We start from the raw sequence: 25,844 nt of genomic DNA, 5'->3' as shown, positions 1-25,844 counted from the left end.
CCTGCTATCAGAAACCCGAGTGATTAACGCTCTGTGGGTGCGGCGAGCATCGCCAGTTCGGCGCGCAACTCATCACTCAGCGTGTCGTCTTTTACGATGCGTTCAAGTTCATGACGGAACGTCGCGTTGTCGAGCAAGTTTGATTTGAGATCGCGCAGCAGATTGCGGGTCGCCAGCAGCGCGCGCAATGAAGGTATTTGTCTGGCCACGTGTTCCGGCTCGAAGTCTTTCATTTTTTCGAAATTCAAATCCACTGAAGCATCGGAACCGTCGTCGGCAAACGTGTTTTCAACCGTGAGTGTCAATGCAGGGGAAAATTCCGCCAGCACACTGTCGATATTATTTTTATTGATATTGATCTTGGTGCGTTCGGACAAGGGCCGGTCTTCCCGGCCATTGCTGTAATCCCCGAGGACCATCAATTTAAGCGGCAATTCGACTTTTTTCTGCGCACCGCCCGTGTGCAAATCGAGTTTTATATTGACCCGCGCTTTGGGCACTTCATTTTGAAAGCTGTTTGAAGCCATAACTCCTCCGTCGAAAATGCCACACGTCACAATGGGGAATATCTGGATTGCAGGGCCTTTTTATCAGCCGAACGTCCGTGACCCAAGCGGTCAAGTTTTAACAAGTGTGAGCAGCGAATGGGCTGATGAAGTTTTCATCGAATTCGGGAAGCGGCAAGGCTAATTCCCTACGAATAAAAACTCTACCCACCAAAGACAGGAAGAGAGGGGTCCTACGGAAGTCTAGAATCCTTCCTACAAAATGATCCCAGACAGTGGAACGGCTGCAGCATTAAAAAGCGCGGGGAATACAGTGGCGGCGGGTTTTAAAGTACAGATATAAAAAACCGCAACCGGTTGAACAGCATCAGCTGTGCAACACGCCTGCGGCTATTTCGAGCAATTGAATCAGAAAATGTAATCAGTGGTCAGGAACGTCGACTCACGGTTGTGAATGATGTCGCTGATCAGCGCCTTGTTGCTCTCCTGGAACTTGGTCGCCACCAGGGTGCGGATCGAGAACACCCGCAACGCATCGTGCACCGACAACGTGCCCTCGGCGGAATTCTTGCGGCCGTTAAACGGGAAGCTGTCAGGACCGCGCTGGCACTGCGCGTTGATGTTGATCCGCCCCACCTGATTGGCGAACGCATCGACCAGACGCCCGACCTGCTTGGAGTCGTTGCCGAAAATGCTCAACTGCTGGCCGAAATCGGAATCCAGCACGTAGTCGATCACCGTTTCCAGATCGCGGTAGGCCACCACCGGCACCACGGGCCCGAACTGTTCCTCGTGATAAACGCGCATGTCCGGCGTGACCGGGTAAAGCACAGCCGGGTAGAAGAACTGCCCGTGGGTCGTGCCGCCGCCTTCGTTGACCACTTTGGCGCCCTTGCTCACGGCATCGTCCACCAATCCTTGCAGGTAGTCGGTCTTGCCCGGCTCCGGCAGTGGCGTCAGCGAGACGCCCGGTTCCCATGGCATGCCGGGTTTGAGCTGAGCGAGTTTTTCCTCGAACTTTTCGAGGAAACTGCCGACCACGTTTTCGTGCACGAACAGAATCTTCAGGGCGGTGCAACGCTGCCCGTTGAACGACAGCGAGCCGGTAATGGCTTCCGTCACTGCGTTGTCCAGGTTCACATCCGGCAGCACGATCCCCGGGTTCTTCGCGTCCAGACCCAGCGCGGCGCGCAGACGGTGCGGCTTGGGGTGGAGCTTTTTCAGGGCGCTGGCAGCCTTGTTGGTGCCGATGAACGCGAACACGTCGATCTTGCCGCTGGCCATCAGCGCACTGACCGTTTCGCGGCCGCTGCCGTAGATCACGTTGATGACCCCGGCGGGGAAGCTGTCGCGGAACGCTTCCAGCAGTGGACGAATCAGCAGCACGCCGAACTTGGCCGGTTTGAACACCACGGTATTGCCCATGATCAGGGCCGGAATCAGCGTGGTGAAGGTCTCGTTCAGCGGATAGTTGTAAGGGCCCATGCACAGGGTCACGCCCAGGGGCACGCGGCGAATCTGGCCGAGGGTGTCCTGTTCCAGCTCGAAGCGGCTGGAACGGCGGTCGAGTTCTTTGAGAGCGTTGATGGTGTCGACGATGTAATCGCAGGTGCGGTCGAATTCTTTCTGCGAATCCTTGAGGTTCTTGCCGATTTCCCACATCAGCAGCGTGACCACGGCGTCGCGCTGCTCGCGCATCAGTTTGAGAAAGGTCTCGACGTGATGAATGCGGTCGGCGACGCGCATCGTCGGCCAGGCGCCCTGGCCCCGGTCGTAGGCTTTGACGGCGGCGTCCAGCGCGGTCATGGCGGTGTCGGCGTCCATCAGCGGCGTGCTGCCCAGCACCACGGACTCCAGGCCCGAATCGGTCTTCAGCGAGACCGGGCTCAACACCGGCGCCAACGGCCCGTGCCATTGGTGCAGTTCGCCGTTGACCAGGTAATCGCGCTGCTCGATGGCGGGTCCTGCGCGAAACTGCTCAGGGATCTCGTCGGCGCGCGGGTACAGGTTGTCCAGGCGGTTTTGCAGGGTCATCTCATTCACCTCTTCCAGTCGGTCATCGTGCCAAACAGGCTTGACACACTACGCCACAGCCGCCCCCGAATGAAGAGTCGAGACACATGTCACATTCGGGTGACATGCATCTGCACCGGCCGCCGCGCCAGACCGCCCGCTTACGCCACCGCCGTCTGGTTGCGCCCCATCGCTTTGGCCCGGAACAGCGCCTTGTCCGCCAGGCCGAGCAGCCCGTGCACATCCTGACCGGTGTTGCTCAGCGCGGCGACACCGAGGCTGGCGGTGACGCCCTCGTCATGCTGGCAGGTGATGTCGGCGATCGCCTGACGCAGCTGCTCGGCGATGACATGGGCCGCGTCGAGCGACGTATTGGCCAGCAGCAGCGCGAACTCTTCGCCGCCCAGCCGACCGCAGACGTCGCCTTCCCGCACGGACTGACAGATGACCCGGCCGATTTGCCGCAACACTTCATCGCCGGCCTGATGGCCGTGGCAGTCGTTAATGCGTTTGAAGTGATCGATGTCCAGCATCAGCGCGCACAGCGGCAGCCGGCTGCGCTTGCAGGTGTCGTAGGCGCGTTCGGCCTGATGGAAAAAAGCCCGGCGGTTTTTCACCCCGGTCAGCTCGTCGGTCTGTGCGGCGTGGTCGGCGATGCGATGGGCATGTTCCATTTCGCGGCTCAGGCGAAAGGCCCGTTCCATGGCCTGGCACAGTTTGCGCGTCGCGCTGACCACAAATCCGGCAAAGATCAGCGACGCAACCGCCATCCCCTGTTGTGCGGTCTGGGGCTGAAACAGCAGCCAGATCGAGCACGGCAGCAGCACCAGCGCAATTGACACCAGGGTCATCGAGCGGTACGCCGAATAGCAGGACACCGCACTCACTGACATGCCCACGGTGAACAACAGCACCAGCGTCTGGATCAACAGATCCCCGGCCTGCATCAGCGCCAGCGCGCCGCTGCCCCAAATGCCGGCCGACACCACCAGCGTGACCCAGTAAGTGGTTTCCCAGCGCTCGGGGGTTCGGGCGGATTCCGGCACCCGAAAATAAGTGGTCAACATGATCAGGCGAAGGGTGGTGGAGGCGCCCAGCAGCCCTAGCCACCCGAGAATCAGCGATTGCTCCAGGCGCCCCCAACAGATCCACGAGAGCATCACAGCCGCCAGAGCGCTGCCGGACACCGAGAAAAAACTCTGACGGAAGAGCAGCTGCAAACGATCGTTACGCACTTGGGCCCGTATCAGGGCCTCGCACGCCGGTTGAGAATCATGGAGGTACATCGAATTAGGCCGACCCTGGCATTGGATGGGCGCGATTGTGGCATCGCGCTATGACGCTTAACAACTCGCGCGCCAACTAACTGCTGCACCCGTCGACAAGCGCGGCAAATCGCCGGAAAAATGACAGATCGAGCCTGACGGAATCAGCCCTTTAACCCTTTAACCAGAGCACCGACGGCTAGCGGCCAAGCAGTTCCATCAGTCTCAAGGCGTCCCCCGTCGCAGCGCCACTGGCGGTGTTGTCGAAAATACACCACGTCGGCACGCCGCTTTGCGCTTTAGCTTTCAGCTCGGCGGCCAGACGGATCAGACAGTCCTCTTCATAGGCGCTGTAATAAATCCGCGGCGCGCCGTGCAGTCGCCAGTAACGCAACCCCGGCCAGCCTGACGGTTGGCTGTCGTTGCTGAGCCTCGACGGATCGACCGTTGCTTGCGCGATGCGGTAGTGAGCAAGCATAGGCTCGCCCTGCACCCAGCTTTCATGGCGCGGCTCGATGACCACATGCCCTGCAAATCGCTCGCGCAGCCGGGTAAAAAACACTTCCGCCACACCTGGCTCGAACGCCAACGACGGCGGCAACTGCAGAAGCAGGCAACCGAGCCGTTCGCCCAGTTCACCGCATTGCCCGAGGAATTCGTCCAGCGCCTGGGCGCTGCCCTGCAAGCATTGTTCGTGGGAAATGAGCTTGGGGATTTTCACCGAAAAGCGGAAATCCGGCGGCACTGCGTCGGCCCATCGCGCGTAGGTCTGCGGTCGATGGGGGCGGTAGAACGAACTGTTGATTTCTGCCGTGTTGAATTGCCGGGCGTAGCGCTGCAAGTGGGTGCCGTCCCCCGGAAACGCCGGCGCATGCTCGCGGCCCAGACTCCAGCCGGCACAGCCCACGAAGATTTTGTAAGGCGCATTTGAAAGAGCATCGTTCAAAACAGCACCTCCCCGGCTTCGCCCAGGAAGATCTCTGCAGTCTTCGGCCCGATGCCGTTGAAATCCTGCAAGCGCTTTTCAAATTCGCGGCGGTCGGCGCTGGCTTCTGCCATGGCGCTGACCGTGCCGTCGTACTCATCCATCAGCTTGGCCGCCAATGCCAGCAGGCGCACGGCCGTGGATTCGTCGTACCGCGCGTAACCGCCCTCGCCCAGCATCCTGACCAGTTCCCGGTGCGTGCACGCGGCCAGTTTGCCCGGCGTGTCGCGCCCGTGCCGGTCGACGATGACGTGATAGGTCTGCACCGCCGCTTGCGCCCGAATCCGCTTGCCCATCAGGAAACTCGCCAACAACCATTGGAACAGGGCATTTTCACCCCCCTGCACAAGGTCGATACCCAGTTCCTTCGCCGTGACGTTCTTGCCCATGACCGCTCCTCGGTTTTCACCCTTTGAGTGACTTCCAGGAGGGCCGCTGAGTTCGATGTTTTGCCCGGTGCCTGGATCGACAACCCTTAAGCGTTGGAGATCCGGTTGATGCCGATGACCTCGCCGCTCCAGATCATCTCGTAGTGGGCGCTCTGCACGATGGTCGTGACGTGGCGTGGGGTCAGCAGCGCCCAGCAGTGATTGCCTGGCGAGCGCACCGAGCGATAGCGCAGCCCGGCCATCCCGGCCTGCTTGGCGGCCATGCCCAGCACGTGGGATTGCGCGTAGTCGTCAGGCGCATAAACGGGGTCGGAGAGCGGGATTGCGGTGGCGTCAACGCTGCCCTCCTCACTGAAGCTGCAACTCAGGCAGCGGAACACGAAGCGCTCGTACTTCAGCGCCGCGACACGCGACCAGTACAGCTGCTGATGGTGGCGCACTTCGGCGATCGCCGTGTCGACCGTATCGGCCAGGTACAGCACGCCGAACTCGCCGTTGCTAAAGCGCGAGCCCGCAGGATTGACATGGGTGAACGGCGCGACTGCGTAGGAACAACCGGGGATGCCGAACGGGATTTCGGCCAGGGGAATCAGCTCGATCCGGCCGACTTCGTTCTGCAGGCGCGGATTGGTCAGCGCCTGAATCCGGTACAGGGTCTCGAACTCGGCGGCATCGGCGACGTCGCTGAACAGCTCGATCGGCGGGAATTTGGAATTGACCAGGCGATAAGCCTGTTGCGTCTCACCGGCGAGCGCGGGGAGCCCGTCCGGCGTCACCATTGGGCGCCCCGGAGGGTATCGATGCGACGGAACGTTTCGTACAGCGAGATCATGTCGCCCTGTGCCATGACGTCCAGGGGTTTTCGGCCGTTGAAGAACTCGTTGTGGTTTTCCATCGACGGGAAGCCGTAGGCATTGTCGGGGTTATCAAACAGGGTTCGCAGGGCGGCGTGGATGTTCAGCACGAAGCTGACCCGCTGCATCTGGTCCTGATCCAGCGCCACCGACCACTGTGCGTCGTCCTGGCGGGCGCGGGTGTAAGTGCTTCGGGAAATGCGCAGAATCTGACAGGCCTGCTCGCTGGTGGCCTTCCACTTGTCCAGAACCCGCAACGCCGCCCGCAAACCGACCACGCACTCGGACTTCGAAAGTTGCCGCGCTGGAATGGCGATGGTCATGGAATTACCTCTTGATCACAGCAGATGCCTTATCTGTAGACGCAACACTACTTCATTTGCGTCCATGGACGCAATGTCAAGTTTCAGCAGCATTGATTTGCAGCACGATAAACCTGCGTGGCCGCTTCATCTATGCCCACGACAAGGGCAACTCGTGGATGGACCGCTACAGCCACGAGAAGAACGTCGCCGCCGGCCTGCTCGCCTTCTACCTGTCCGATGCGAACACGCTGACGGTGGGCTTCACCCAGCACAACAGCGATTCCAACGGCAGCACCTGGGGCAACCCGCCGCTGGTCGACAGCAACAACAACCCGATTCACTGCAGCAGGCGCTCGTCCAATGTGGGACAACCGTAGCAACTGGAGCACCGCCCTGAACTTCAACAACGTCACCGACCGCAAATACCTGACCTCGCTGTACAGCGGCACGGCAAGCAGCTACGGCGCACCGCGCAACCTGCCAGCGTCGTTGACCTGGCGGTACTGATCCGCGCCGGTGTCCGGTGCTGGCGGCAATGATGAATATTGCCGCCAGCACCGGCCCTGTAGGAGCGCGCTTGCCCGCGAATGCGTCGGCACAGTCAACATCGCTGCCAACTGACACACCGCGATGGCGGGCAAGCGCGCTCCTGCACTGATTGGGGTCGGGCGCAATATTGTCGTCTACACTGGACCAGGACCGGAGACACCCGACACCCGCATGGCAATTTTTTTAACCTGCTCGCTTGACTTCCCTTTTCCAATCAGTAAGATAGCGCGCATTCCGCGATAGCTCAGTTGGTAGAGCAAGTGACTGTTAATCACTGGGTCCCTGGTTCGAGTCCAGGTCGTGGAGCCAGACAGAAGTAAAGAAAAAGGCCAGCGCTTAGCTGGCCTTTTTCGTTTCCGATCGCTTTTCCCTGCGCGCTCCTGACATGAAGCATGCAGCATCAAGCGAGGCTGAATCAGCCCCGCTCCGCGCCTGAGTCAGGCTTTGGTGTAGCGCAGCCAGACCGCGCCGCCGTCCTGAACCTCTGCCGACGTCAATTTCAAGTGAGCCGGTTGTTTCCACGCCTCGGCCGGCACCTCGAACGACGCCGGATGCTCGCCTCGCCCGTCGATCAGCGGCAGGATCAGCACACTGACTTCATCGACCAGCCCGGCGTTGACGAACGAGCCACTGACATGGGGGCCGCCTTCGACGATCAGGCGCTTGCAGCCCAGCTCGCTCGACAGGATCTGCACCACCTGCTGCAGATCAATCTCGCTCTTCCCGGCAAAAATGTAAGACACTTGAATCGACTGCAGGTAGGCGAGGTAGTCATCCGACACGCCCTCGGTCAGCACCTCCACGACGTGGGAGTCCAGCGCCTGATTCTTCTTCCAGCCCACCTTGCCCTGAGGGTCGATGGACACGGCGTAGGCCTTGGCGTTGCGGTCGGCGAAGTAATGACTGCGCTCGATGGGTCCTGTGGCGAGGCCCTTGGGATAGCCTTCGTCGTGGGCGATTTCCTGCATCGTCACGCGCCCGCAGATCCAGGCGTCAAACTCGAACGTCTGGGCGAGCTTTTCGTACAGATCACCGGCGTCTTTCTTGAACGCGCGATCCCAGCCGTCGGTGAGCGCGTGGCCGTCGAGGGAGGACATCATGTGGCAAATGACATAAGGCTGCATGGCAGGCTCCAGGCTGATAAGTGTGTAGAGCCGACCCGGATCCTGCGGCGATAGTTCACCCCTTTACCCGCTTTCGCCTTTCACGAACCCGCCTCATCATTGCCGGTGATGTAGACCATGAAGCCTATTGTCTTCAGCTTCGGCAGGGCTCGCGTAACATCGCGTCATCCCAGACCCGACACGGACTTAATCCCATGACCCTGCACATCATCAATGCCGTCGCCCTCGCCGCCGTTACCGTTTTCCTGGTTAACCGCGCGTTTGCCTTGTACGACCTGGTCAATGCAGCGACGGTGTCCGAGCATCACTGAGGCCCTGAAAGCCTGACGTGACAACGATTCAAGCAAGGCACCGAAATGCCAGGCCGCACTGGCCTGGCGGTCCCGCGATCATGTGCGGGTTAAATGATCAGTGGCTCGTATGGGCGGGTCAAAAATTGGCCTTCAGCGCCTCAAGACCCCCCTCGTAAATCCCCTTGAACAATTCCTCGACTTCCCCATCGGAAACACCGTTGGCGGTGAAAACGCCTGACCATTCCACCAACGCCCCATCGGCGCCGTCTTCTTTGACTTTCAGCGTCGCCAGATACGCGCTGATCGGAAACGGCCCCTTTTCGATGGAGTAGCTGTAGGTACGCGCCTTGTTGTCGTAAGTCACGAGACGCTCGCTGATTTCAGCGCCGTCATCGGTGGTCAGGTGACGCACGCGACCGCCTTCCTGCGACTCGCTTGTCTTGATGAAGGGAAGCCAGTCGTTCAGTGACAGGAAGCCACCGGTCAGCGCCCAGACCTTATCGGCCGAGACCGGGATGCGAACGGATGCAGATGCTTGAGCCATGATGTTCTCCAGAAGTGGGGGCAGCGGCCGATCAGCCAGCGCTGGATGGCGTGGCGGGGCCGCGCCCTCTCTAATAAGCGGTAACCGCGAGCAATCTTGTCACGGTTACCGCTGATTCGGGAGGGTGTGCGCCGCAAAAAAGACGGCGCAGAGGGTGTTACTTGGCAGTGAACGCCGAGTAGCTGTTCATCAGGTTGCGGTAGTTCGGAATGCGCTGGGACAGCAGGTTCGCCAGGCCTTCCATGTCGTTGCGCCAGTCGCCCTGCAGCTCGCAGGCCACCGAGAACCAGTTCATCAATTGCGCACCGGCTGCGGTCATGCGCGCCCACGCGGCTTTTTGCACCACGTCGTTGAACGTGCCCGAGGCATCGGTGACCACGAACACGTCGAAGCCTTCTTCCAGCGCACACAGGGTCGGGAACGCCACGCAGACGTCAGTCACGACGCCGGCGATGATGATCTGCTTGCGGCCGGTGGCCTTGATCGCTTTGACGAAGTCTTCGTTATCCCAGGCGTTGATCTGGCCAGGTCGGGCGATGTACGGCGCGTCCGGGAACATGGCTTTGAGCTCGGGCACCAGCGGGCCGTTCGGGCCGGTCTCGAAGCTGGTGGTGAGGATGGTCGGGAGTTTGAAGAACTTGGCGCAGTCGGCCAGGGCCAGCACGTTGTTCTTGAACTCGTTTGGCGTGAAGTCCTGCACCAGCGAGATCAGACCGGTCTGGTGATCGACCAGCAGAACGACGGCATCATCTTTGTTCAAGCGCTTGTAGGGAACGGTCATGATTGACTCCATTGAGTGGGTGACGGATGAGTACGGGGCCAGCGCATCACACTGGCAGATTGCCCCGTCGGTGAGTGCCGACGAGGCCTTTCATGCTCTTTTCAGTGGTTCTTTTGAATCCAGGATCAGAAAGCGAAACACGAGCAGCCAAACGCGCCCCAGAAACCCTGAAAGTCGCTGACCGGCACTTTCGACTGGCGCGCCTTATCGTGGCTGTGGGCGTGGACGCCGCAGGGTCCGCTGCACTGGTGAACCGCCGCTGCCATCGGTGCGCCCTGGCGCCAATGGCCCGGGACCTTGGAGACCGGCGACCAGTCCGGCAGCACCGGCACACTCGGCGGCGCCAGATCGTCGAACTCGCCGGCGCCGTAAACCACCTTGCCGTCGACGATGGTCAGCACCGATTCGATCCACTTGATCGACTCCTCCGGCACGCTGAAGAAGTCCTGGGACAACGCCACCACATCCGCCAGCTGGCCGACCTTGATCTGGCCTTTCTTGCCCTGCTCGGAGGAAAACCAGGCGCTGCCACGGGTGAACAGCTCCAGCGCGGTTTCCCGGGACAAGCCTTCCGGGTACAGCTCCAGGCCGCCGACGGTGCGACCGCTGACCATCCAGTACAGCGAGGTCCACGGGTTATAGCTCGACACGCGAGTGGCGTCGGTCCCGGCGCCCACTGGTACGCCTTCGGCCAGCATGCGTTTGATCGGCGGCGTGTGCTCGCCGGCCTTGGCACCGTAGCGCTCGACGAAGTATTCGCCCTGGAACGCCATGCGGTCCTGAATCGCGATGCCGCCGCCGAGCGCCTTGACCCGCTCGATGTTCTTCGGCGTGATGGTTTCACAGTGGTCGAAGAACCACGGAATGCCGTTGAACGGAATGTCGCGATTGACCTTTTCGAACACGTCGAGCATGCGCGAAATGGACTCGTCATAGGTGGCGTGCAGGCGGAACGGCCAGCGGTGTTCGACCAGATGACGCACCACCGGTTCGAGGTCTTGCTCCATGCCCGCCGGTAAGTCGGGGCGCGGCTCGAGGAAGTCTTCGAAATCCGCTGCCGAGAAGGTCAGCATCTCGCCGGCGCCGTTATGGCGCAGGAAGTCATCACCCTGGTGCAGCATGACGGTGTTGGTCCAGTGCTTGAAGTCTTCCAGCTCTTCCTTGGGCTTCTGGGTGAACAGGTTGTAGGCGATGCGCACGGTCAGCTGTTTGGCCTCGGCCAGTTGCGTGATGACGGCGTAATCGTCCGGGTAATTCTGATAGCCGCCGCCGGCGTCGATGGCGCTGGTCAGGCCCAGGCGGTTCAGCTCGCGCATGAACTGGCGCGTCGAGTTGATCTGGTACTCCAGCGGCAGCTTCGGCCCCTTGGCCAGGGTCGAGTAGAGAATCATCGCGTTGGGCTTGGCCACCAGCATGCCGGTCGGATCGCCGTTGCTGTCGCGGACGATCTCGCCACCCGGCGGGTTCGGCGTGTCGCGGGTGTAACCGGCCACACGCAGCGCGGCGCGGTTGAGCAGCGCGCGGTCGTACAAGTGCAGGACGAACACCGGGGTGTCGGGCGCGGCCTGGTTGAGTTCTTCAAGGGTCGGCATGCGTTTTTCGGCGAACTGGAATTCGTTCCAGCCACCCACCACGCGCACCCACTGCGGCGTTGGCGTGCGGTCGGCCTGGGCCTTGAGCATGCGAAGCGCGTCGGCCAGCGACGGCACGCCTTCCCAGCGCAGTTCGAGGTTGTAGTTCAGGCCGCCACGAATCAGGTGCAAGTGCGAGTCGTTGAGCCCCGGGATCACCGTGCGCTTGTGCATGTCGATGACCTGCGTGGCCGGGCCGCGCTGGGCCATGATCTCGGCGTCGGAGCCCACGGCGACGAATTTTCCGCCGCTGATAGCCACTGCACTGGCCTTGGGTTTTTCCTGGTCAACCGTGTGGAAATTACCGTTGAAGAGAATCAGATCGACGTTCATCGCGCCTCCGTTGGCAGAAGAGTTGGACGCCCCGACGGCAAGGCCGGTGGCAGGCATGGAAGAAAACAGTGCAGCGGCCGCGCCGAGCAACGAGCCTTTGGCGACGAAACGGCGGCGGTCGCTGGAAGACGGTTGATCGGCGTCGTCATCCTTCATGATCGGCTCCCGCCACCGGCGCTGGCCGGGCATTCAGCCAGGGGGCAAACAGCCGAGTGGCGCGTGGCATCAGCACGTACACCACCAACAGGACGATGGTCACGGTGACCAGGGCGGTGCTGATGATGTAATTGGCCAGCAGCGGGTACAGGCGAAACACCGGCCCCCAGACCAGCGGGATCAGCAGGGTCAGCGGGCAGATCACCAGGAAGGTCACGCAGGCCTGTTTCCAGCGCGGCGGCGGGTTTTCTGTGGCGGGGACAAACCAGAATTCGTTATGCGGGTTGACCTCGGTGAGATCGCCGTCGGCCAGCATGGGCGACGCTTCGGCCACCAGTTCGCGGCGATGGGACGAGTCGAGCCAGCTGTGCATGGCGTCGGTCGAGCAGAAGCGCAGCACGCAGGTGAACATGTGCAAGCCGTCGGCCTTGCCGCGTATGACGTCGACGCCCAGATGCCCGGGATAACTTGCCGCCATCGCCACGATGCGCCGCAGCCAGGCTTCGTATTGGGCTTCGAGGCCGGCCTTGATCCGGTGCTTGACCACCAGGGTGACGATCTCGTCGGCGGACAGTTTCGACGTCGGGACGATGTCGGCGGTCGTGGCGTAATCAGGCATAGCGAAGCGCTCCAGGCAAACCACGGTTGAGCGCCAGACGACCGGGTCCGGCGATCAGCACACTGGTGAAGATAATCAGTAATAACCAGCCGAACTGGCCCTGTTCGACGCTCCACTCTCTGTGCACTACGACCAGCGCGACAAGCAGCAGGATGAGAATAGGCAGGCACGCCAAACGCGCCAGTACGCCGGTCAGAATCAGCAGCGGGCAAAGGACTTCGGCGAAGATGGCCATGCTCAGGGTCAGGGTGGCGCCGAGGTGAAATGGGTCTTCGATGAGGGTCAGCTGGGTGTTGAAGTCGAGGAGCTTGGGCAGGCCGTGGACGAACAGCAGGAACAGCGCACCGGCGGATCTGAGGAATAGCAGTCCGAGGTCTTGTGCGTGGTCGTTGCAGGTTGAATAGGTCATTGTCCACCCTTGATCTCTTGGGCCACGACTCCCGGGTGCGGGTGTAGGTGGCCGATGGGTTCAGTGTGGCGAGGCGAAGGGGATGGGTATTGAACAGACGTGCTTTTGAGGGTCACGCTTTTTAAGATCAACGGCATCTGCCTAACGGCAGATCGTTTCGCCTTCGGCGAGTTACTTGGAAAAGCACCCCAAGTAACCAAAGGTGCCTGCTCCTGGCTGGGCCCTTCCTTCGTCAGGGTTCCTTCACTCCGGTCCCGCTCCGTGGGCCCGCCGCCATCCGCCATCCATGGCGGGGGGCGGCTCTCGCGGCATCCATGCCGCTCGGCCCACTCCGCGAAACCTGCGTTCAGCCTGCACCCAAGTCGCGATTAGCGTCGTCTGGGCTTTTTGCGTATTAAAACCAAAGGCAGATCTCAGGCAGATCAACAGCTTCCCGGCTAAAGCCGGTCCTACAAGTGCGCGCGGTGTCAGTAGGACCGGCTTCAGCCGGGAAGCTTCTGCTTTTGCTGCTGATCGTTCCCACGCTCCGCGTGGGAATGCATCCTGTGACGCTCCGCGTCACGCCCCCTGGCTTGATGCGCATCGTCTACAGGACGCGGAGCGTCCGAGGCGGCGTTACCACGCGGAGCGTGGGAACGATCAGAAAGAGTCGCGGCGCCTCCGACTGTAGGACCGGCTTCAGCCGGGAAGCCGTTGATCTGCTTTTGATCTTGATCTTCAAACACAAAAGGTCCAGACACCGCAAATCGCGACTTGGGTGCAGGCTGAACGCAGGTCTCGCGCAGTGGGCCGAGCCGCAGGGATGCGGCGAGAGCGCCGTCAGGACATGGATGTCCGTTCGGCGCGGGCCCACGGAGCGAGACCGGAGTGAAGGAACCCGACGAAGTCGGGCCCAACCAGGAGCACAAGCCCTTGGTTACTTGGGGCTTTATCAAGTAACTCGCCGAAGGCGAAACAGTCTGCCCCCAGGCAGACGCCCTTGATCTTAAAGATCTTAATCTTGATCTTAAAAATCGCGATCACGGCAAAGGCCGCGTCTCCTGAGACATAAATTCAGTAATCCGCGAGCGCAGCCAACGTTCGGCGGGGTCGTTGTCGTGGACGCCGGCCCACACCATCGACAGCTCGGCAGGCTCGATCGGGAATGGCGGGTCTTCGGCGCGCAACGCGCAGCCTTCTATCAGGGCGCAGGCAGCGTAATCGGGGACGGTCGCGATCAGCTCGGTGCCGGCCAGCAGCGCGCGCAACCCGCTGAATTGCGGCACCGCCACCACCACCCTCCTCGCCCGCCCGACTTTCGCCAGGTCGATATCGATGTTGCCGCTCAGGTCACCGGAGAACGACACCATGGTGTGCGGCCGCTGGCAGAACTCGTCCAGCGTCAACGGCTCGGGGCGCTTGTCGCCGCGCAGGACCTTCACGCCAATGTCACGCAGCTTCTTGCGCTTGGCGTTGGCCGGCAGTTCGGTGGTGTAGCTGATGCCCACGGAAATTTCGCCGGACGCCAGCAGCGCCGGCATCAGCAGGAAGTTGGCGCGACGCACCACGACGATAATGCCCGGCGCCTCTTCACGCAGACGATTGAGCAAGGGTGGAAACAGGCCAAACTCGGCGTCGTCCGACAAGCCGATGCGGAAGATGTCGCAGCTGGTCGCCGGATCAAATTCCTTGGCCCGGCTCACGGCGCCGGAAATGGTGTCCAGCGCCGGCTGCAACTCTTTGAGAATCGCCAGCGCCCGGGCGGTCGGCTCCATGGCGCGACCGTTGCGCAGCAGCAAGGGGTCGTCGAACAGGTCGCGCAACCGCGCCAGTGCCGCACTGATCGCCGGCTGGCCCATGAACAGCTTCTCCGCCACCCGCGTCAGGTTGCGCTCGAACATCAACGCTTCGAAGATCACCAGCAGGTTCATGTCGACGCGGCGCAGGTCGTTGCGGTTCATTCAGCGGTTCCAGTTGGGAGATCACGGTTGAGCGATTTCGGGAGGCCTGACTATGCCAGACCGGCGCAGGTATACACAGCCGCCGAAGGCGTGTCTTGAACATTGGTGCTGTCACCCGTCAAACGCTGTTGCAGCGACAGCCGCCCTCAACAGGCATGCACGCTCTGCGCCACACACCCTTTGGGCGGCAACAGGGTCATGGTCCGACGCCAGCTGAACGGGGTCAGCCCCACCACGCGAGTGAACACCCGGGTGAAATGGGACTGATCGGCAAAGCCACAATCCAGGCTGATCTGCGAGATGGTCAGCACTGACTCGCCAAGCAACGCCCGGGCCTTGTCCAGACGCATCTGCAAGAACCAGTCGCGGGGCGAGAGCCCGGTGTTCTTTTTGAACGCGCGGGAGAAGTGACTGCGCGAGAGCGAACACTCGGCAGCGATACGGGCGATGGACAGTCCTTTGTCCATCTGGCTGGACATCAAGTCCTTGGCCCGGCGCTCCTGCCACGGCGACAGCGCGACGCGCGCGAGAATGGATTCATGGTTCAGCGAGGGGTTGAATGCAGTCATGCCAGGCGCTCCAGCTTCACAGTCAGCGGTGAATGAAGTCTGCTCAGCACGGTTCTTAAAATCCTTCTCGGGGTATTAAACGTTCTGAACGTCGTACGACGACGTGCCTCGCTGCGGTGCGCCTAGCCACTCTTCAGAACATTTAAGACCGCACCAAGGACCGCCATTGGCCAGCGCATTACCGTGTTCGCTCCAAAGGTTCGGTTCGCGGCGAGGGACGGCATGTGAGCACCCGATACGTGGCGGGGATTGTGATTCCCGACGGCGCGATGGCCCGCGCGGCGACCGACCTGATGCGCGATCACCAGCCCGACCTGCTGCTGAACGCGGCCTGGCGCACCTTCGTCTTCGCCAGCCTGCTGGGGCACAGTCACGGGCTGCGTTTCGATGCCGACCTGCTGTATACCGCCGCACTGTTCCTGCGCATCGGCATCACCCGGCTGTACGCCCAGTCGCAATTACGGTTCGAAGTCGACAGCGCCAACGCCGCTGCCCAGTTCCTGCGCGGGCACGGGCGGTCATGGGATGACATCGCCCAGGTCTGGGACGCCATCGCGCTGCACACCACACCGGGCATCCCGCAGCACAAACCGCCGTTGACCGCCTTGCTCTGCGCCGCGGTCGAAACCGACCTGACCGGCGCGCACTGCCAGTGCTTCAGCCCCGCCGCCCAGGCACGGGTGTTGAGCGCATACCCGCGCGAACCCGGTTTCAAATTCAAGTTTCTGCACGTCATGGCGCTGGGGCAGGTGCATCGCCCGCAAACCACGCTGGGCACGACCAACGCCGACGTGCTGTCGTTTCACGCCCATCGTCTGAACGCTGAGGGCTTCTGCGAACGACTGCTTGCCTCGACGTGGCCTTATTGAACAGCGCGCCCGTCGATGAGCCGTCGGCGTTACTCGACGAGGGGCAACGTGAACACGAACGTCGCACCGCCGTAGCGCGCCGGCATGGCGTAGAGGTGGCCGCCGTGGGCGCTGATGATCGACTGACAGATCGCCAGCCCCATGCCCATGCCTTTGTCCTTGGTGGTGAAGAAGGCATTGAACAGCTGATTCATGTCCCCCGGCTCGATGCCGCGCCCGCTGTCTTCAACGCTGACCACCATAGAGTCGCGACCCACCACTTCGCTGGTGATCGACAGCCGCCGCAGCACGTGATCCCCCGCGCTCATGGCGTCCAGCGCGTTGAGGATCAGGTTCAGCACCACTTGCTGCAATTGCACGCTGGAGGCGCTGACACGCAACGGTGAACGCGTGAGATGGGTCGTCATCAAGACCCGCTGTTGTTCGACCTCGACGCCGGTCAGCGCCACCACATGGCGAATCACGTCGTTGACCAGCAGCCGGCGCCGGTGATGCGGGCCTTGCCGCGCCAGGCTCTGCAGCGCGTTGACGATTTCCCCGGCGCGTCGGCCTTCGGCAACGATGTCGCGCAGCCCGGACAAGGCTTCGTCCACCTGCGGGTTTTCGCGATTGAGCCAGCGAATCCCGGCGGCAGCGTTGGACACCATCGACGCCAGCGGCTGATTGATTTCGTGGGCAATGGACGCCGCCAGTTCACCCATTACCGTGGCCTGGGTGACGCTGGCCAGCCGGGCCCGGGCGATGCGCAGGGCGATTTCCACATCCCGACGGCGCGCGTTCTCCTGCTCCAATGCCTGGTGCAGGCGCGCGGTTTCCAGGGAAATCGCCGCCTGGCTGGCGAGCAGCTCCAGCACTTCGGTGCGGCAAATCGTGAACACGCCCGGCGCGAGGTTGTTTTCCAGGTACAGCACGCCGAGCACCCTGCCCTGTTTGACCAGCGGCACGCACAGCGCCGAGCGCACCGGGTGTTGTCGCACGTATTCGTCGGCGGCGAAGTAGGCGTCGGCGCAGACATCGTCCAGCACCAGGCGCTGGCGGGTGCGCATCACCCGGTACAGGATCGACAGCGGCAGGTGGTGTTTGTCGGGCACCGTGTCCGTCAGCTCGATGCGCAAGCCATCGTCGCCGCTCTGGCCGATTGCGCACATCACCGGAGCCCCGTCCTTCACCAGCAACAGCAAGGCCCGTTGCGCACCGGCATGGACGATGGTGTTGCGCAGCAGCGTTTCGATCAGCCGGTCCTGCTCGCTTTCGTCGCGCAGGGCGTGGGCCGATTTCATGACGGAGGACAGGTCGAGGGCGTCGCGTCCAGCCAGGGTGATCGATGTGCGCGCCGACGACACGTTCTCCAGCCCCGGCGCAGGGTTCGGACCGGGACTGAGCGGGATGGCGGACGCGTCATGTCGCCCGTCAGGCAGGTCGGACTGCAGATCCGGAATGTCCCGGAATTGCTGCCACTGCTGGAGCATCTCGCCCAGGTGTCCCAGTAGATCGGCAGCGCTCTGATAACGGTCATCCGGGTTTTTTGCGATCAGCCGATGCACGAGACCGGCCAGCGGCGCAGGGATATCACCGCGATGCTGGCTCAGGGGCGGCGGAATGCGCGCCACATGGCAATACACCCAATCCACTGCATCGGCAGCCTCGAACGGCAATCGGCCGGCCAGCCATTCATAAAAAGTCATGCCCAGCGCATAGAGGTCGCTGCGTTGATCAGCCTGACGCTGCACCCGCCGCGACCGTTCGGGCGCCATGTAGCCGAGCGCGCCGCAAAGGGCGTCGGACAACGGCAGTTGCGGTGCCGATTGCACATCAACGCTGAGGCCGAAACCGCTGAGTCGGACCACGCCGTTTGTGTCTTCGATCAGGTTGCACGGCTTGATATCGCGGTGCAGCAGGCCTGCCTGGTGAGCACCTGTTACAGCGGCAGCGGCAGCGATGGCCCGCCGCAAAAAACCCTGGATGGACAGCGGCGCGTCGGGTTGATCATGCAATGGCACGCCGCTGGCATCCTCCAGCACCAACAAGGTACCTTCTGGCCCCGACAGGAGCGCCACTGGCTGCACGGCCCATTGCGGCATCAGCCGGGGGGCCAGTGAAAATTCGTGTTCCAGACGGCGTGTTGCGCTGATCGAGGCGTCGGATGCAGGACGAACGATGCGCCAGTGGCGATCTTCCTGCGTCAGCGTGACCCGGTAATGAGCGAGTTCTCCATCGACAAACAGCAACTGCCAGACGAGCTGCTCCAGCCACTGGGGCCCGAATGCCCCGGCGCTGGAGATAGCCGTGTAAGGCCCGTTGAAAATGCTGCTCATGATGATCCTTTGTTGGAATGCGGCTGCTGGCGTCGTCCCGGCCGCTTCCCCGCTAAAGCCAGTCCTACAATCACCGCGTATCCCGTAGGACCGGCTTCAGCCGGGAAAGCGTCGGACGTCACACCGAAAATCTGAGGTAGCTCAATCCGGCGTCTTCCCGGCTAAAGCCGGTCCTACAAGAGCAACGCATATCCCTGTGGGACCGGCTTTAGCCGGGAAAGCGTCAGACATCACACCGCAAATTTGAGGTCGCTCAATCCGACCTCTTCCCGGCTAAAGCCGATCCCACTAACAGCACCGCCTATCTCAAGGGGTCATTTCACCAGGCAACCCAGCCGGTCACTCATTTTCAGCAGCTCGATGACGTTGCGCGCATTCATCTTGGTCAATACGTGTCTTTTATGGACCTTGGCGGTGACTTCGCTGGTGCCCAGTTCCACAGCAATCTGCTTATTCATCTTGCCGGTGATCAGCAGTGCCATGACTTGCCGCTCCCTCGGCGTGAGGCTGTCGAAACGTGCTTTGACGCAGGCGGTCAGGCAGCGCTCGTCCATGCTCGCCGCGTCGCTGGTCAGCGCTTCGCGCACCAGATCCAGCAGCTGCTCCGGCTCGAAGGGTTTGGTCAAGAACTCACGGGCGCCGGCCTTGATCGCGCGCACGGACATTGCGATGGTGCCGTAGCCGGTCATGAAAATGATCGGGAAGGTCTGGCCGCGATCCAGCAACGTTTGCTGCAGATCAAAGCCGGTGCCCTGGGCCAGATTGACGTCCAGCAACAGGCAGATGGGACCCTGGTTCAGCGGCCGGCCAAGAAACGCCTGGGCGCTGTCGAACACTTCGCAGACGATGTCCGCCGAATGCAACAGGCGCTGCAAGGAAGTGCGGATGGCAGCGTCGTCGTCCACCACATAGACCTTGGGATTCACGCTCATAACACGCTCATGAAGGGTTCCGTCGCATCAACGGCCAACCGCCAGTGCTCTCTGATGCCGCGCATGATACCCGTCGGGCCCGGCCGGCACAGCCCTGATGCTTTGCAGCGTCGCCAGTGCCGACGGTGCGTCGCAATCCTGCGCACGCGGCGCGCTGCCCTCCGTGGCGGTGGTGTGGTGGGCGTTGGCCGTCAGCAGGCAGGCGCGGGTTGTGCCGAGCATCCGATAGAAACGGAAGGGCCCCTGAGCGCTGACCATCAGCAACGACTTGGTCGCCAGCCGCACAATGCAATCCATGATGCAGGCGCGCGGCAAACGGGTGCGTTGCAAGGCATCGCAGGCACGTTCCAGAGTGAAGCGACCGTCCAGCTCGGCCAGCCGCCGCAGCACCGTGCGCTCTTCGCGACCGAGCAAGCGCAGGCTCCACGCCAGCGAAGCCTGCAGCGTTTGCTGACGCGGCGGCGCGGTGCGCAGTGACGCCGAGAGCATGTGCAGGCTGCCGTCGAGGCTCGCCACCAATTGATACAGCCCAAGGGCGCAGGCCCGGGCGGCGGCCATTTCCAGCGCCAGCGGCATGCCGTCGAGCCGGCGGCAGATTTCACCCACCAGCTCGACGCTGTAATCGTCAAGCTGGGCATTGCTGTCAGCCGCCAGATGGCTGTCCAGCGCACGCCACTGGCGCAGGAACAGTTGCGCCGACGCACTGCACAGAATGGTCTCTCGGGCGGCGCTCTGTTCAGGAATATCAAGGGGCGGCACTTGCAGGCTGCGCTCGCCGGCAATGCGTAACGGCTCTCGGCTGGTCGCGACCGCGCGCACTGCCGGGGCGCCACGCAGGATCACTTCCAGCAGGCTGGCGACGCTTTCGACCAGATGCTCGCAGTTGTCCAGAATGATCAGCCCCGGCTGCTGCTGGAGGTAGCGAATCAGTCCTTGAAGGTCAGGATCGCCGCCGCTGCAGTCGACGCCCACCGCGCTGGAAAACGCCTCCAGCAGCAGCTCGGCGCATTGCAATTGCGCAATCGGCACGAAATACACGGGCGTGGCGCCAGCGTCCAGCAGCGTCTGGCCGAGTTCCGCGGCCAGCGCGGTTTTGCCGACGCCGCCCGGGCCGATCAGCGTGACCAGCGCGCAGCCCTCAGCAAAGGTGTTGCTCACCTCATCCAGCAACGCCTGACGCCCGAGCAAGGCGACGCGGGCGGGCAGTCGGTGATGACAACTCACGCCGTGCAACATGGCTGGCGTGGGGGGCTGGTTTCCGAGGCTTTCCCCGCCCAGCAGCACGTAGCCACGGCCCGGCACGGTGCGGATCTGCTCGCGGTCGGTGCCCAACGCCTTGCGCAGCGCGGAGATATGCACTTGCAGGTTATTCTCTTCAACCACGGTGTCCGGCCAGACACTCTGAAGGATCAACTCCTTGCTCACCAACTGCCCTTGATGACGCAGCAGCACGTCGAGAATGTCGAAGGCGCGGGTGCCAATGCGCATGGCGACGCCGTCCTTGAACACGTCTCTGTGCTCGCGGGAAATCATCGTCTGACCGAGACTTATCATTTCATGCAGTCCTTGGAAGTGGAGTCGCAGGCCCTGATTCGCCGACCATCGTCCGGGCGAGATTGAATCCCGAAGACGCTCAGCGCAGCTATCCATTTTTAACAAGCACTCATCTAATCAGTTAAAACCGAACACCGATATTAGCTGTAGGGATAGTTACCCTGGGGTTGTGCCTTGCGCGGCAAGCTGAAGCGGTTACGGCTGATACCCGGGACGATACCCGGATCGTCCCTGGCCCTTGGGACGCCCGAGTATAAGCCGCGTATTCGTCATAAACATGACCGCAGCTTTGCGCTGTACGCAAAAGCGTTTTGCGTCCAGCGCACGTTGTGTCAGAGGCGGCTCGATCCTATTTCAGCAACGGCACATGGGCCGCACGCTGATACGGGCCGTACTCGACCGGCACCCACTGAAAATGCTTGTCGATGGCCACGATGTGCCCGGTGCCGGGGAATGGCAGGTGCGCGGCGGCGACCCAGATCTTCTTGCTGGCCGCCTCGGTGAACACTTGATCACGGCTGGCGATGGCCTTCTGGCTGTTTTCGTCGAAGGCGATGCTGACCGCCGGGTGATCGAACTGCACGGCGAGGCTGTGGATCAGGTCGCCAATAAACAGAATGGTCTGGCCCCTGGAGCTGAATTGATACGTCGTGCTGCCCGGTGTATGCCCCGCTTCCAGCGTCGTGCTCACTTCCGGCACCGGCGACTGGCCCGGGGCGAAGGTCTTGAACCGTCCGGCCGCGACGTAAGGCGCCGTGGAATCCTGGGCAATCTTGAAGTAAGCCCTGGCCTGTTCCGGGACGCGGCCGATGGCGGTCGGGTCCAGCCAATAATCCGCTTCGGGCTTGGCGGCATAGACCGTGGCGTTGGCAAACACCGGTTTCTTGTCGGCGTCGACCAGGCCGCAGACATGGTCCAGATGCATGTGGGTGAGCAGGATAGTGTCGACCTGATCCGGCTGATACCCGGCGGCCTTGATGTTCTGCGAGAGCATGCCGGCCGTCTCGCCGATGCACTGGCCGGCGCCAGTGTCGACGAGGATCAGGTGCTCGCCGGTGTTGATGAGGAAGGCGTTGAACGCGGTTTGCACGCCCGGTGTTTCGATGGCACGGCGGGCCAGCAAGGCGCGGATCGCTTCGGGCTTCATGCCCTTGAGCAACGTGGGTGACAGGTCGTTGTAGCCATCGAACAGCGCCGTGACTTCGTAGTCGCCGACGGCCAGACGGAAATACCCGGGCACCTGGGTTTTCTGCTGGGCCGGCGCTTGGGCCAGAGCGACGCCGGAGCACAAAGCGACTCCGAGCGCAACGGAGCGGGCGAGCGGGATAACGGATGTGCGCATGGAGATGCCTCGAATCGAAGGAAAGAGAGGCATCCGATCCTGCCCTGTTCATGGGCGACGGGCTTGAAGCAATGTGCTTCTTTGCCGAACGCCTGGCCGCATCGGTTATAGACATCGATCGTGGCCGTGCCTACATTGTTCGCGCGCATTCGCGCGGGCCCGTTCGGCCCTGCACTTTTCCTGCGGATATCTTCCATGTCGACCGTCGTCCCTCATTACTCGCTGGCGTGGAGCCTGCTCCTGCTGCTCGCCGACCTTCTGGCCTGGCACGTGCTGGCCGACCGCAACCGGCTGGCGCGCATCGCCACGCGGCTGGCGGCATTCGTCGCCTACAGCCTGGTGATCATCAATGCCGGCGTGAGCCCGCTGGAAGCGCCGACCTGGCCCGACGACAGCGCACTGCAATTCGGCGCCACCGTGCTGGCGATCGTCTGGTGGATCTACGCCGCGCGCACCCTCACCGTGGTCCTCGGGCTGGCGCTGACCAGTCGCGTCGGCCACAGCGGTCGGCTGTTGCAGGAAGTGATTGGCGCGATGATCTTCCTCATCGCCATTGTTGCGGCGGCGGGCTATGTCCTGCAGCTGCCGGTCAAGGGTTTGCTGGCGACATCCGGGGCGATGGCGATCATCGTTGGCCTGGCCCTGCAAAGCACGCTGAGCGACGTGTTCTCCGGGATCATCCTCAACACCACCAAGCCGTATCAGGTCGACGACTCGATCTCCATCGACGGCATGGAAGGCAAAGTGATGGACATAGACTGGCGCGCCACGCACCTGCTGACGGGCGTTGGCACCATGGTGGTCATCCCCAATTCCGTGGCAGCCAAGGCGAAGATCGTCAATTTGAGCCGACCGGTCCATATTCATGGCGTGTCGATCAACATCATGATGTCGCCGCACATTCGGCCGCGCCGGGTGCTCGATGCCCTGGAGCGTGCGCTGCAGGGTTGCAGCGCGCTGTTGCAGACGCCCAAGCCCCGCGCGGTGGTCAAGGAAACCAGCCCGACCACCATCGAATACGCGGTCACCGGGTTCATCAGCGACCTGAATAACAAGAGCGACGTGCGCAATCTGCTGTTTGACCTGGCTTATCGGCACCTCGAAGCAGCCGGCATCGCGTGGCAATCGGAAACCACCGCCGAAGCGATGTCTCGGCCCCGCGCGCTGCTCGATGAGGTCAAAGTGTTCCGCACCAGCACCGCCGAGGAGAAGAACCAGCTGGCCCAGAGCATGGTGGCGCGGGAATACACGGCCGGGCAGACGATTATCGAGGTCGATGACGTCACGGACGGTTTGCTGGTGATTGCCACCGGCGTGGTGTCAGCGAGCGTCAAGGATGGGAATGACAGGGTGGAAGCCGGGCGCATGGGCCCCGGCGAAGTGATGGGTGAGCAGAGCGTGCTGGCCGACACGCCGTCGCAGGCACGCTTCACCGCCCTCACCTCCTGCGTCGTTTACCGCATCGACAAAGCCGCCACGCGCCAGGCCATGGAACAGCGCGTCGAAATCGTGACGGCGTTGAACAAGCTGCAAGCAGTCCGCCAGCAAGGCACCCAGCACGTGCTGATGCGCAAACCGGTGGTGATCAAGAAGAACAATTTTCTGGGGTGGTTGCAGAAGCGCTAATGATCGCGGTGGTAGGACCGGCTTCAGCCGGGAATTGACCAGCGTGAACGACATCGATTTCTGCGCTGTAACGCCTGACGTCTTCCCGGCTAAAGCCGGTCCCACAATTGACCGCGGTCCGACGATGGATCGCGGTGTCTTAGTGGGACCGGCTTTAGCCGGGAAGAGGCCGGTTTGTACACCATAAATTTTGCGGTGTAACACCTGACGCCTTCCCGGCTGAAGCCGGTCCTACAATGAATTGCCTTCAGCCGCGACGCAGATGTCACCCAACGAACCCGTCACCTTCCAGCAGCGAGCGCAGCATCCAGGCGGCTTTTTCGTGGACTTGCATGCGCTGGGTCAGCAGGTCGGCCGTCGGCTCGTCGCTGACTTTCTCCAGCAGCGGGAACAGTTCGCGCGCGGTGCGTACCACCGCCTCTTGCCCTTCGACCAGTTGCTGAATCATGTCAGTGGCAGCAGGCACGCCCGGCTCTTCCTTGATCGACGACAACCGCGCATAGGTGGAGTAAGTGCCCGGCGCCGGGAAGCCCAGGGCGCGGATCCGTTCGGCGACGGAGTCCACCGCCGTGGCCAGTTCGGTGTATTGCTCTTCGAACAGCAGGTGCAGCGTGCGGAACATCGGGCCGGTGACGTTCCAGTGGAAGTTGTGGGTTTTCAGGTACAGCACGTAGGTATCGGAAAGCAGCCGCGACAGTCCTTCAACGATCTCTGCACGGTCCTGCTCGTTGATTCCGATTTCAATAGCCATGAGTTGCTCCCTAAGGTCTGTTGATTGCTGAAGCTGACCATTCTAAGGAGCACGGCCTGGCGAGGGAAATCAGCCATGGCAATCGCTGCCATCGACGCTGCCTATGAAACGGCCTCGGCCAAAGACATTCAGCGTTGACACAAAAGGGCTGTTCAGGCGACGGTACTGGCACCCGTCTTTTTGATCCCTGACCCCTCCGAACAGGCACCGCCATGAACGAACTGCAGCAGCTGAATGAAAGCCACGGGCTGTTGCTGGTGTTCGTCAACGTGCTGCTGGAGCAGATCGGCTTGCCGGTGCCGGCGTACCCGACGCTGATCGTCACCGGTGCGCTGGCCATGCAGAGCAAGCCGCTACTGGGCGCCGGGGTGCTGGTGGCGATGGTCGCCTGCCTGATCGCCGATGCGCTGTGGTACTGGGCCGGCAAGCGTTATGGCGGCGTGCTGCTGAAGACCATCTGCAAGATTTCCCTGTCCCAGGACTCCTGCGTTCGTCAGGGGCTGACCGTTTATGAGCGCGTGGGGCCAAGGGCGATGCTGCTGTCGAAATTCCTGCCCGGCGCGGGTGCGCTGGTGACCACCGTGGCCGGCATGAACGGCACGCCGATCTGGGTGTTCGTGCGTTATTCCCTGGCCGGTTCGTTTATCTGGGCGGGCTCGGCGCTGCTGTTGGGCATGCTCTTCAGTGACGCGCTGATCCCCATGCTCGACTGGTTGAGCGGCTACCTACCGATCGCCATCGTCAGCGTGCTGGCGGTGTTGGCGCTGTTCATTGGCTGGAAGTACGCCAAGCGGCGTCGGCTCAAGGCGCGCACGGCGCGGGTGCCACGCATCACCGTTCCCGAGCTGCTGGCCCTGCGCGACACCGACGATGCGCCGGTGGTCATCGACGTGCGGCCGAGTTTTCATGCGGCCGTTATCGAAGGCATTCCGGGTGCAGTGTCGATCAGCCTTGAGGAGCCGATTGCGCCATGGATCGAGCGCTTGGGCGATGTTGACATGGTGTTCTATTGCGCCTGCCCGAATGAGCTGTCGGCGGCATTGCTGGCGGAAAAGCTCAACGCCCACGGCCTGACCCGGGGCAAGGCGCTGATCGGGGGGCTGGATGCCTGGCAGGCGGCGCATGTACAACCTGAGTCACCGGACAGAACGGCGGCGTGAGGGCGACGCCAGTAACACCCACCTGAGTCT

General features: G+C 62.1%; 24 protein-coding genes, 1 tRNA gene and 1 pseudogene. 6 read left to right on the top strand and 20 right to left on the bottom strand.

The annotated features are described in order from the left end of the window. Positions 1 to 23 precede the first annotated feature (23 nt). From tssB to L4G42_RS18590, 7 genes are all read right to left on the bottom strand, one after another. Complete coding sequence (gene tssB, locus L4G42_RS18620) at positions 24 to 527, bottom strand: type VI secretion system contractile sheath small subunit (RefSeq protein WP_237250932.1); 504 nt, start codon at positions 525 to 527, stop codon at positions 24 to 26. A 387-nt stretch (positions 528 to 914) separates the two neighbouring features. Beyond that, the gene (locus L4G42_RS18615) at positions 915 to 2,540 is read right to left on the bottom strand and encodes an NADP-dependent glyceraldehyde-3-phosphate dehydrogenase (protein ID WP_237250931.1); all 1,626 of its coding nucleotides are present in this window, start codon (positions 2,538 to 2,540) and stop codon (positions 915 to 917) included. Between the two features lie 140 nt (positions 2,541 to 2,680). Then, on the bottom strand, positions 2,681 to 3,805 hold the full coding sequence (locus tag L4G42_RS18610) for a GGDEF domain-containing protein (protein ID WP_237250930.1): 1,125 nt from the start codon (positions 3,803 to 3,805) through the stop codon (positions 2,681 to 2,683). 178 nt (positions 3,806 to 3,983) lie between these two features. Continuing rightward, positions 3,984 to 4,730: a DUF72 domain-containing protein gene (locus L4G42_RS18605; RefSeq protein WP_237250929.1), complete on the bottom strand. Its 747-nt coding sequence runs from the start codon at positions 4,728 to 4,730 to the stop codon at positions 3,984 to 3,986. After that, positions 4,727 to 5,158 carry an HhH-GDP family DNA glycosylase gene (locus tag L4G42_RS18600; protein ID WP_237261002.1) on the bottom strand — a complete coding sequence of 144 codons (432 nt, stop codon included), beginning with the start codon at positions 5,156 to 5,158 and terminating at the stop codon, positions 4,727 to 4,729. The genes L4G42_RS18605 and L4G42_RS18600 overlap by 4 nt, the downstream gene beginning before the upstream one ends. An 86-nt stretch (positions 5,159 to 5,244) precedes the next feature. Then, positions 5,245 to 5,937 carry an RES family NAD+ phosphorylase gene (locus tag L4G42_RS18595; protein ID WP_237250927.1) on the bottom strand — a complete coding sequence of 231 codons (693 nt, stop codon included), beginning with the start codon at positions 5,935 to 5,937 and terminating at the stop codon, positions 5,245 to 5,247. Continuing rightward, entirely contained in the window at positions 5,931 to 6,335 is a 405-nt protein-coding gene (locus tag L4G42_RS18590) for an antitoxin Xre-like helix-turn-helix domain-containing protein (RefSeq protein ID WP_237250926.1), read from the bottom strand. The genes L4G42_RS18595 and L4G42_RS18590 overlap by 7 nt, the downstream gene beginning before the upstream one ends. A 110-nt stretch (positions 6,336 to 6,445) precedes the next feature. On the opposite strand from L4G42_RS18590, the pseudogene L4G42_RS18585 reads away from it, so the two are divergent. From L4G42_RS18585 to L4G42_RS18580, 3 genes and pseudogenes are all read left to right on the top strand, one after another. After that, positions 6,446 to 6,691, top strand: a pseudogene (locus L4G42_RS18585) (TonB-dependent siderophore receptor); the annotation flags it as partial. After that, positions 6,678 to 6,824 (top strand): hypothetical protein, encoded by a 147-nt coding sequence (locus tag L4G42_RS26425; RefSeq protein ID WP_419789384.1) that lies wholly within the window; start codon positions 6,678 to 6,680, stop codon positions 6,822 to 6,824. The pseudogene L4G42_RS18585 and the gene L4G42_RS26425, both read left to right, overlap by 14 nt. A 275-nt stretch (positions 6,825 to 7,099) precedes the next feature. After that, positions 7,100 to 7,175, top strand: a tRNA-Asn gene (locus tag L4G42_RS18580). A gap of 128 nt (positions 7,176 to 7,303) precedes the next feature. Here the strand turns inward: L4G42_RS18580 and L4G42_RS18575 are convergent. The 8 genes from L4G42_RS18575 to L4G42_RS18540 form a co-directional block, all read right to left on the bottom strand. Continuing rightward, a complete protein-coding gene (locus L4G42_RS18575) occupies positions 7,304 to 7,990 on the bottom strand; it encodes a RibD family protein (protein WP_237250924.1) in 687 nt (228 codons plus the stop codon). A 429-nt stretch (positions 7,991 to 8,419) separates the two neighbouring features. Further along, positions 8,420 to 8,827, bottom strand: a complete 408-nt coding sequence (locus L4G42_RS18570) for an SRPBCC family protein (protein ID WP_237260999.1) — start codon at positions 8,825 to 8,827, stop codon at positions 8,420 to 8,422. Positions 8,828 to 8,984: 157 nt separating this feature from the next. Further along, positions 8,985 to 9,608: an isochorismate family cysteine hydrolase YcaC gene (gene ycaC, locus L4G42_RS18565; RefSeq protein ID WP_192171900.1), complete on the bottom strand. Its 624-nt coding sequence runs from the start codon at positions 9,606 to 9,608 to the stop codon at positions 8,985 to 8,987. Between the two features lie 125 nt (positions 9,609 to 9,733). Next, on the bottom strand, positions 9,734 to 11,572 hold the full coding sequence (locus tag L4G42_RS18560) for an amidohydrolase (protein WP_237251040.1): 1,839 nt from the start codon (positions 11,570 to 11,572) through the stop codon (positions 9,734 to 9,736). A 145-nt stretch (positions 11,573 to 11,717) separates the two neighbouring features. Then, complete coding sequence (locus tag L4G42_RS18555; protein WP_237250922.1) at positions 11,718 to 12,347, bottom strand: antibiotic biosynthesis monooxygenase; 630 nt, start codon at positions 12,345 to 12,347, stop codon at positions 11,718 to 11,720. Then, positions 12,340 to 12,756 carry a DoxX family protein gene (locus tag L4G42_RS18550; protein ID WP_237250921.1) on the bottom strand — a complete coding sequence of 139 codons (417 nt, stop codon included), beginning with the start codon at positions 12,754 to 12,756 and terminating at the stop codon, positions 12,340 to 12,342. The genes L4G42_RS18555 and L4G42_RS18550 overlap by 8 nt, the downstream gene beginning before the upstream one ends. A gap of 1,019 nt (positions 12,757 to 13,775) precedes the next feature. After that, the gene (locus tag L4G42_RS18545; RefSeq protein ID WP_122535825.1) at positions 13,776 to 14,696 is read right to left on the bottom strand and encodes a LysR family transcriptional regulator; all 921 of its coding nucleotides are present in this window, start codon (positions 14,694 to 14,696) and stop codon (positions 13,776 to 13,778) included. 146 nt (positions 14,697 to 14,842) lie between these two features. After that, a complete protein-coding gene (locus L4G42_RS18540) occupies positions 14,843 to 15,265 on the bottom strand; it encodes a helix-turn-helix domain-containing protein (RefSeq protein WP_237250920.1) in 423 nt (140 codons plus the stop codon). Positions 15,266 to 15,489: 224 nt separating this feature from the next. Here L4G42_RS18540 and L4G42_RS18535 point away from each other — a divergent pair, with 224 nt between their 5' ends. Beyond that, positions 15,490 to 16,134: a phosphohydrolase gene (locus tag L4G42_RS18535; RefSeq protein WP_237250919.1), complete on the top strand. Its 645-nt coding sequence runs from the start codon at positions 15,490 to 15,492 to the stop codon at positions 16,132 to 16,134. Between the two features lie 29 nt (positions 16,135 to 16,163). Here L4G42_RS18535 and L4G42_RS18530 read toward each other — a convergent pair whose 3' ends face one another. The 4 genes from L4G42_RS18530 to L4G42_RS18515 form a co-directional block, all read right to left on the bottom strand. After that, positions 16,164 to 18,449 carry an ATP-binding protein gene (locus tag L4G42_RS18530; protein ID WP_237250918.1) on the bottom strand — a complete coding sequence of 762 codons (2,286 nt, stop codon included), beginning with the start codon at positions 18,447 to 18,449 and terminating at the stop codon, positions 16,164 to 16,166. 314 nt (positions 18,450 to 18,763) lie between these two features. Further along, positions 18,764 to 19,381, bottom strand: a complete 618-nt coding sequence (locus L4G42_RS18525) for a response regulator transcription factor (protein WP_237250917.1) — start codon at positions 19,379 to 19,381, stop codon at positions 18,764 to 18,766. Positions 19,382 to 19,408: 27 nt separating this feature from the next. Next, positions 19,409 to 20,935, bottom strand: coding sequence for an ATP-binding protein (locus tag L4G42_RS18520; RefSeq protein ID WP_237259451.1), 1,527 nt, complete (start codon positions 20,933 to 20,935; stop codon positions 19,409 to 19,411). Positions 20,936 to 21,284: 349 nt separating this feature from the next. Continuing rightward, complete coding sequence (locus L4G42_RS18515) at positions 21,285 to 22,277, bottom strand: MBL fold metallo-hydrolase (protein ID WP_237250915.1); 993 nt, start codon at positions 22,275 to 22,277, stop codon at positions 21,285 to 21,287. A gap of 195 nt (positions 22,278 to 22,472) precedes the next feature. On the opposite strand from L4G42_RS18515, the gene L4G42_RS18510 reads away from it, so the two are divergent. Further along, positions 22,473 to 23,903 (top strand): mechanosensitive ion channel family protein, encoded by a 1,431-nt coding sequence (locus tag L4G42_RS18510; protein WP_237250914.1) that lies wholly within the window; start codon positions 22,473 to 22,475, stop codon positions 23,901 to 23,903. A 265-nt stretch (positions 23,904 to 24,168) separates the two neighbouring features. Here L4G42_RS18510 and L4G42_RS18505 read toward each other — a convergent pair whose 3' ends face one another. Beyond that, positions 24,169 to 24,654: a Dps family protein gene (locus L4G42_RS18505; protein WP_237250913.1), complete on the bottom strand. Its 486-nt coding sequence runs from the start codon at positions 24,652 to 24,654 to the stop codon at positions 24,169 to 24,171. A 212-nt stretch (positions 24,655 to 24,866) separates the two neighbouring features. Here L4G42_RS18505 and L4G42_RS18500 point away from each other — a divergent pair, with 212 nt between their 5' ends. Further along, on the top strand, positions 24,867 to 25,814 hold the full coding sequence (locus tag L4G42_RS18500; protein ID WP_237250912.1) for a VTT domain-containing protein: 948 nt from the start codon (positions 24,867 to 24,869) through the stop codon (positions 25,812 to 25,814). The last annotated feature ends 30 nt before the right edge of the window (positions 25,815 to 25,844 follow it).

Source organism: Pseudomonas petrae, assembly GCF_021728295.1.
GTDB classification, from domain to species: domain Bacteria; phylum Pseudomonadota; class Gammaproteobacteria; order Pseudomonadales; family Pseudomonadaceae; genus Aquipseudomonas; species Aquipseudomonas petrae.
This window is presented reverse-complemented; position numbering and strand designations above follow the sequence as displayed.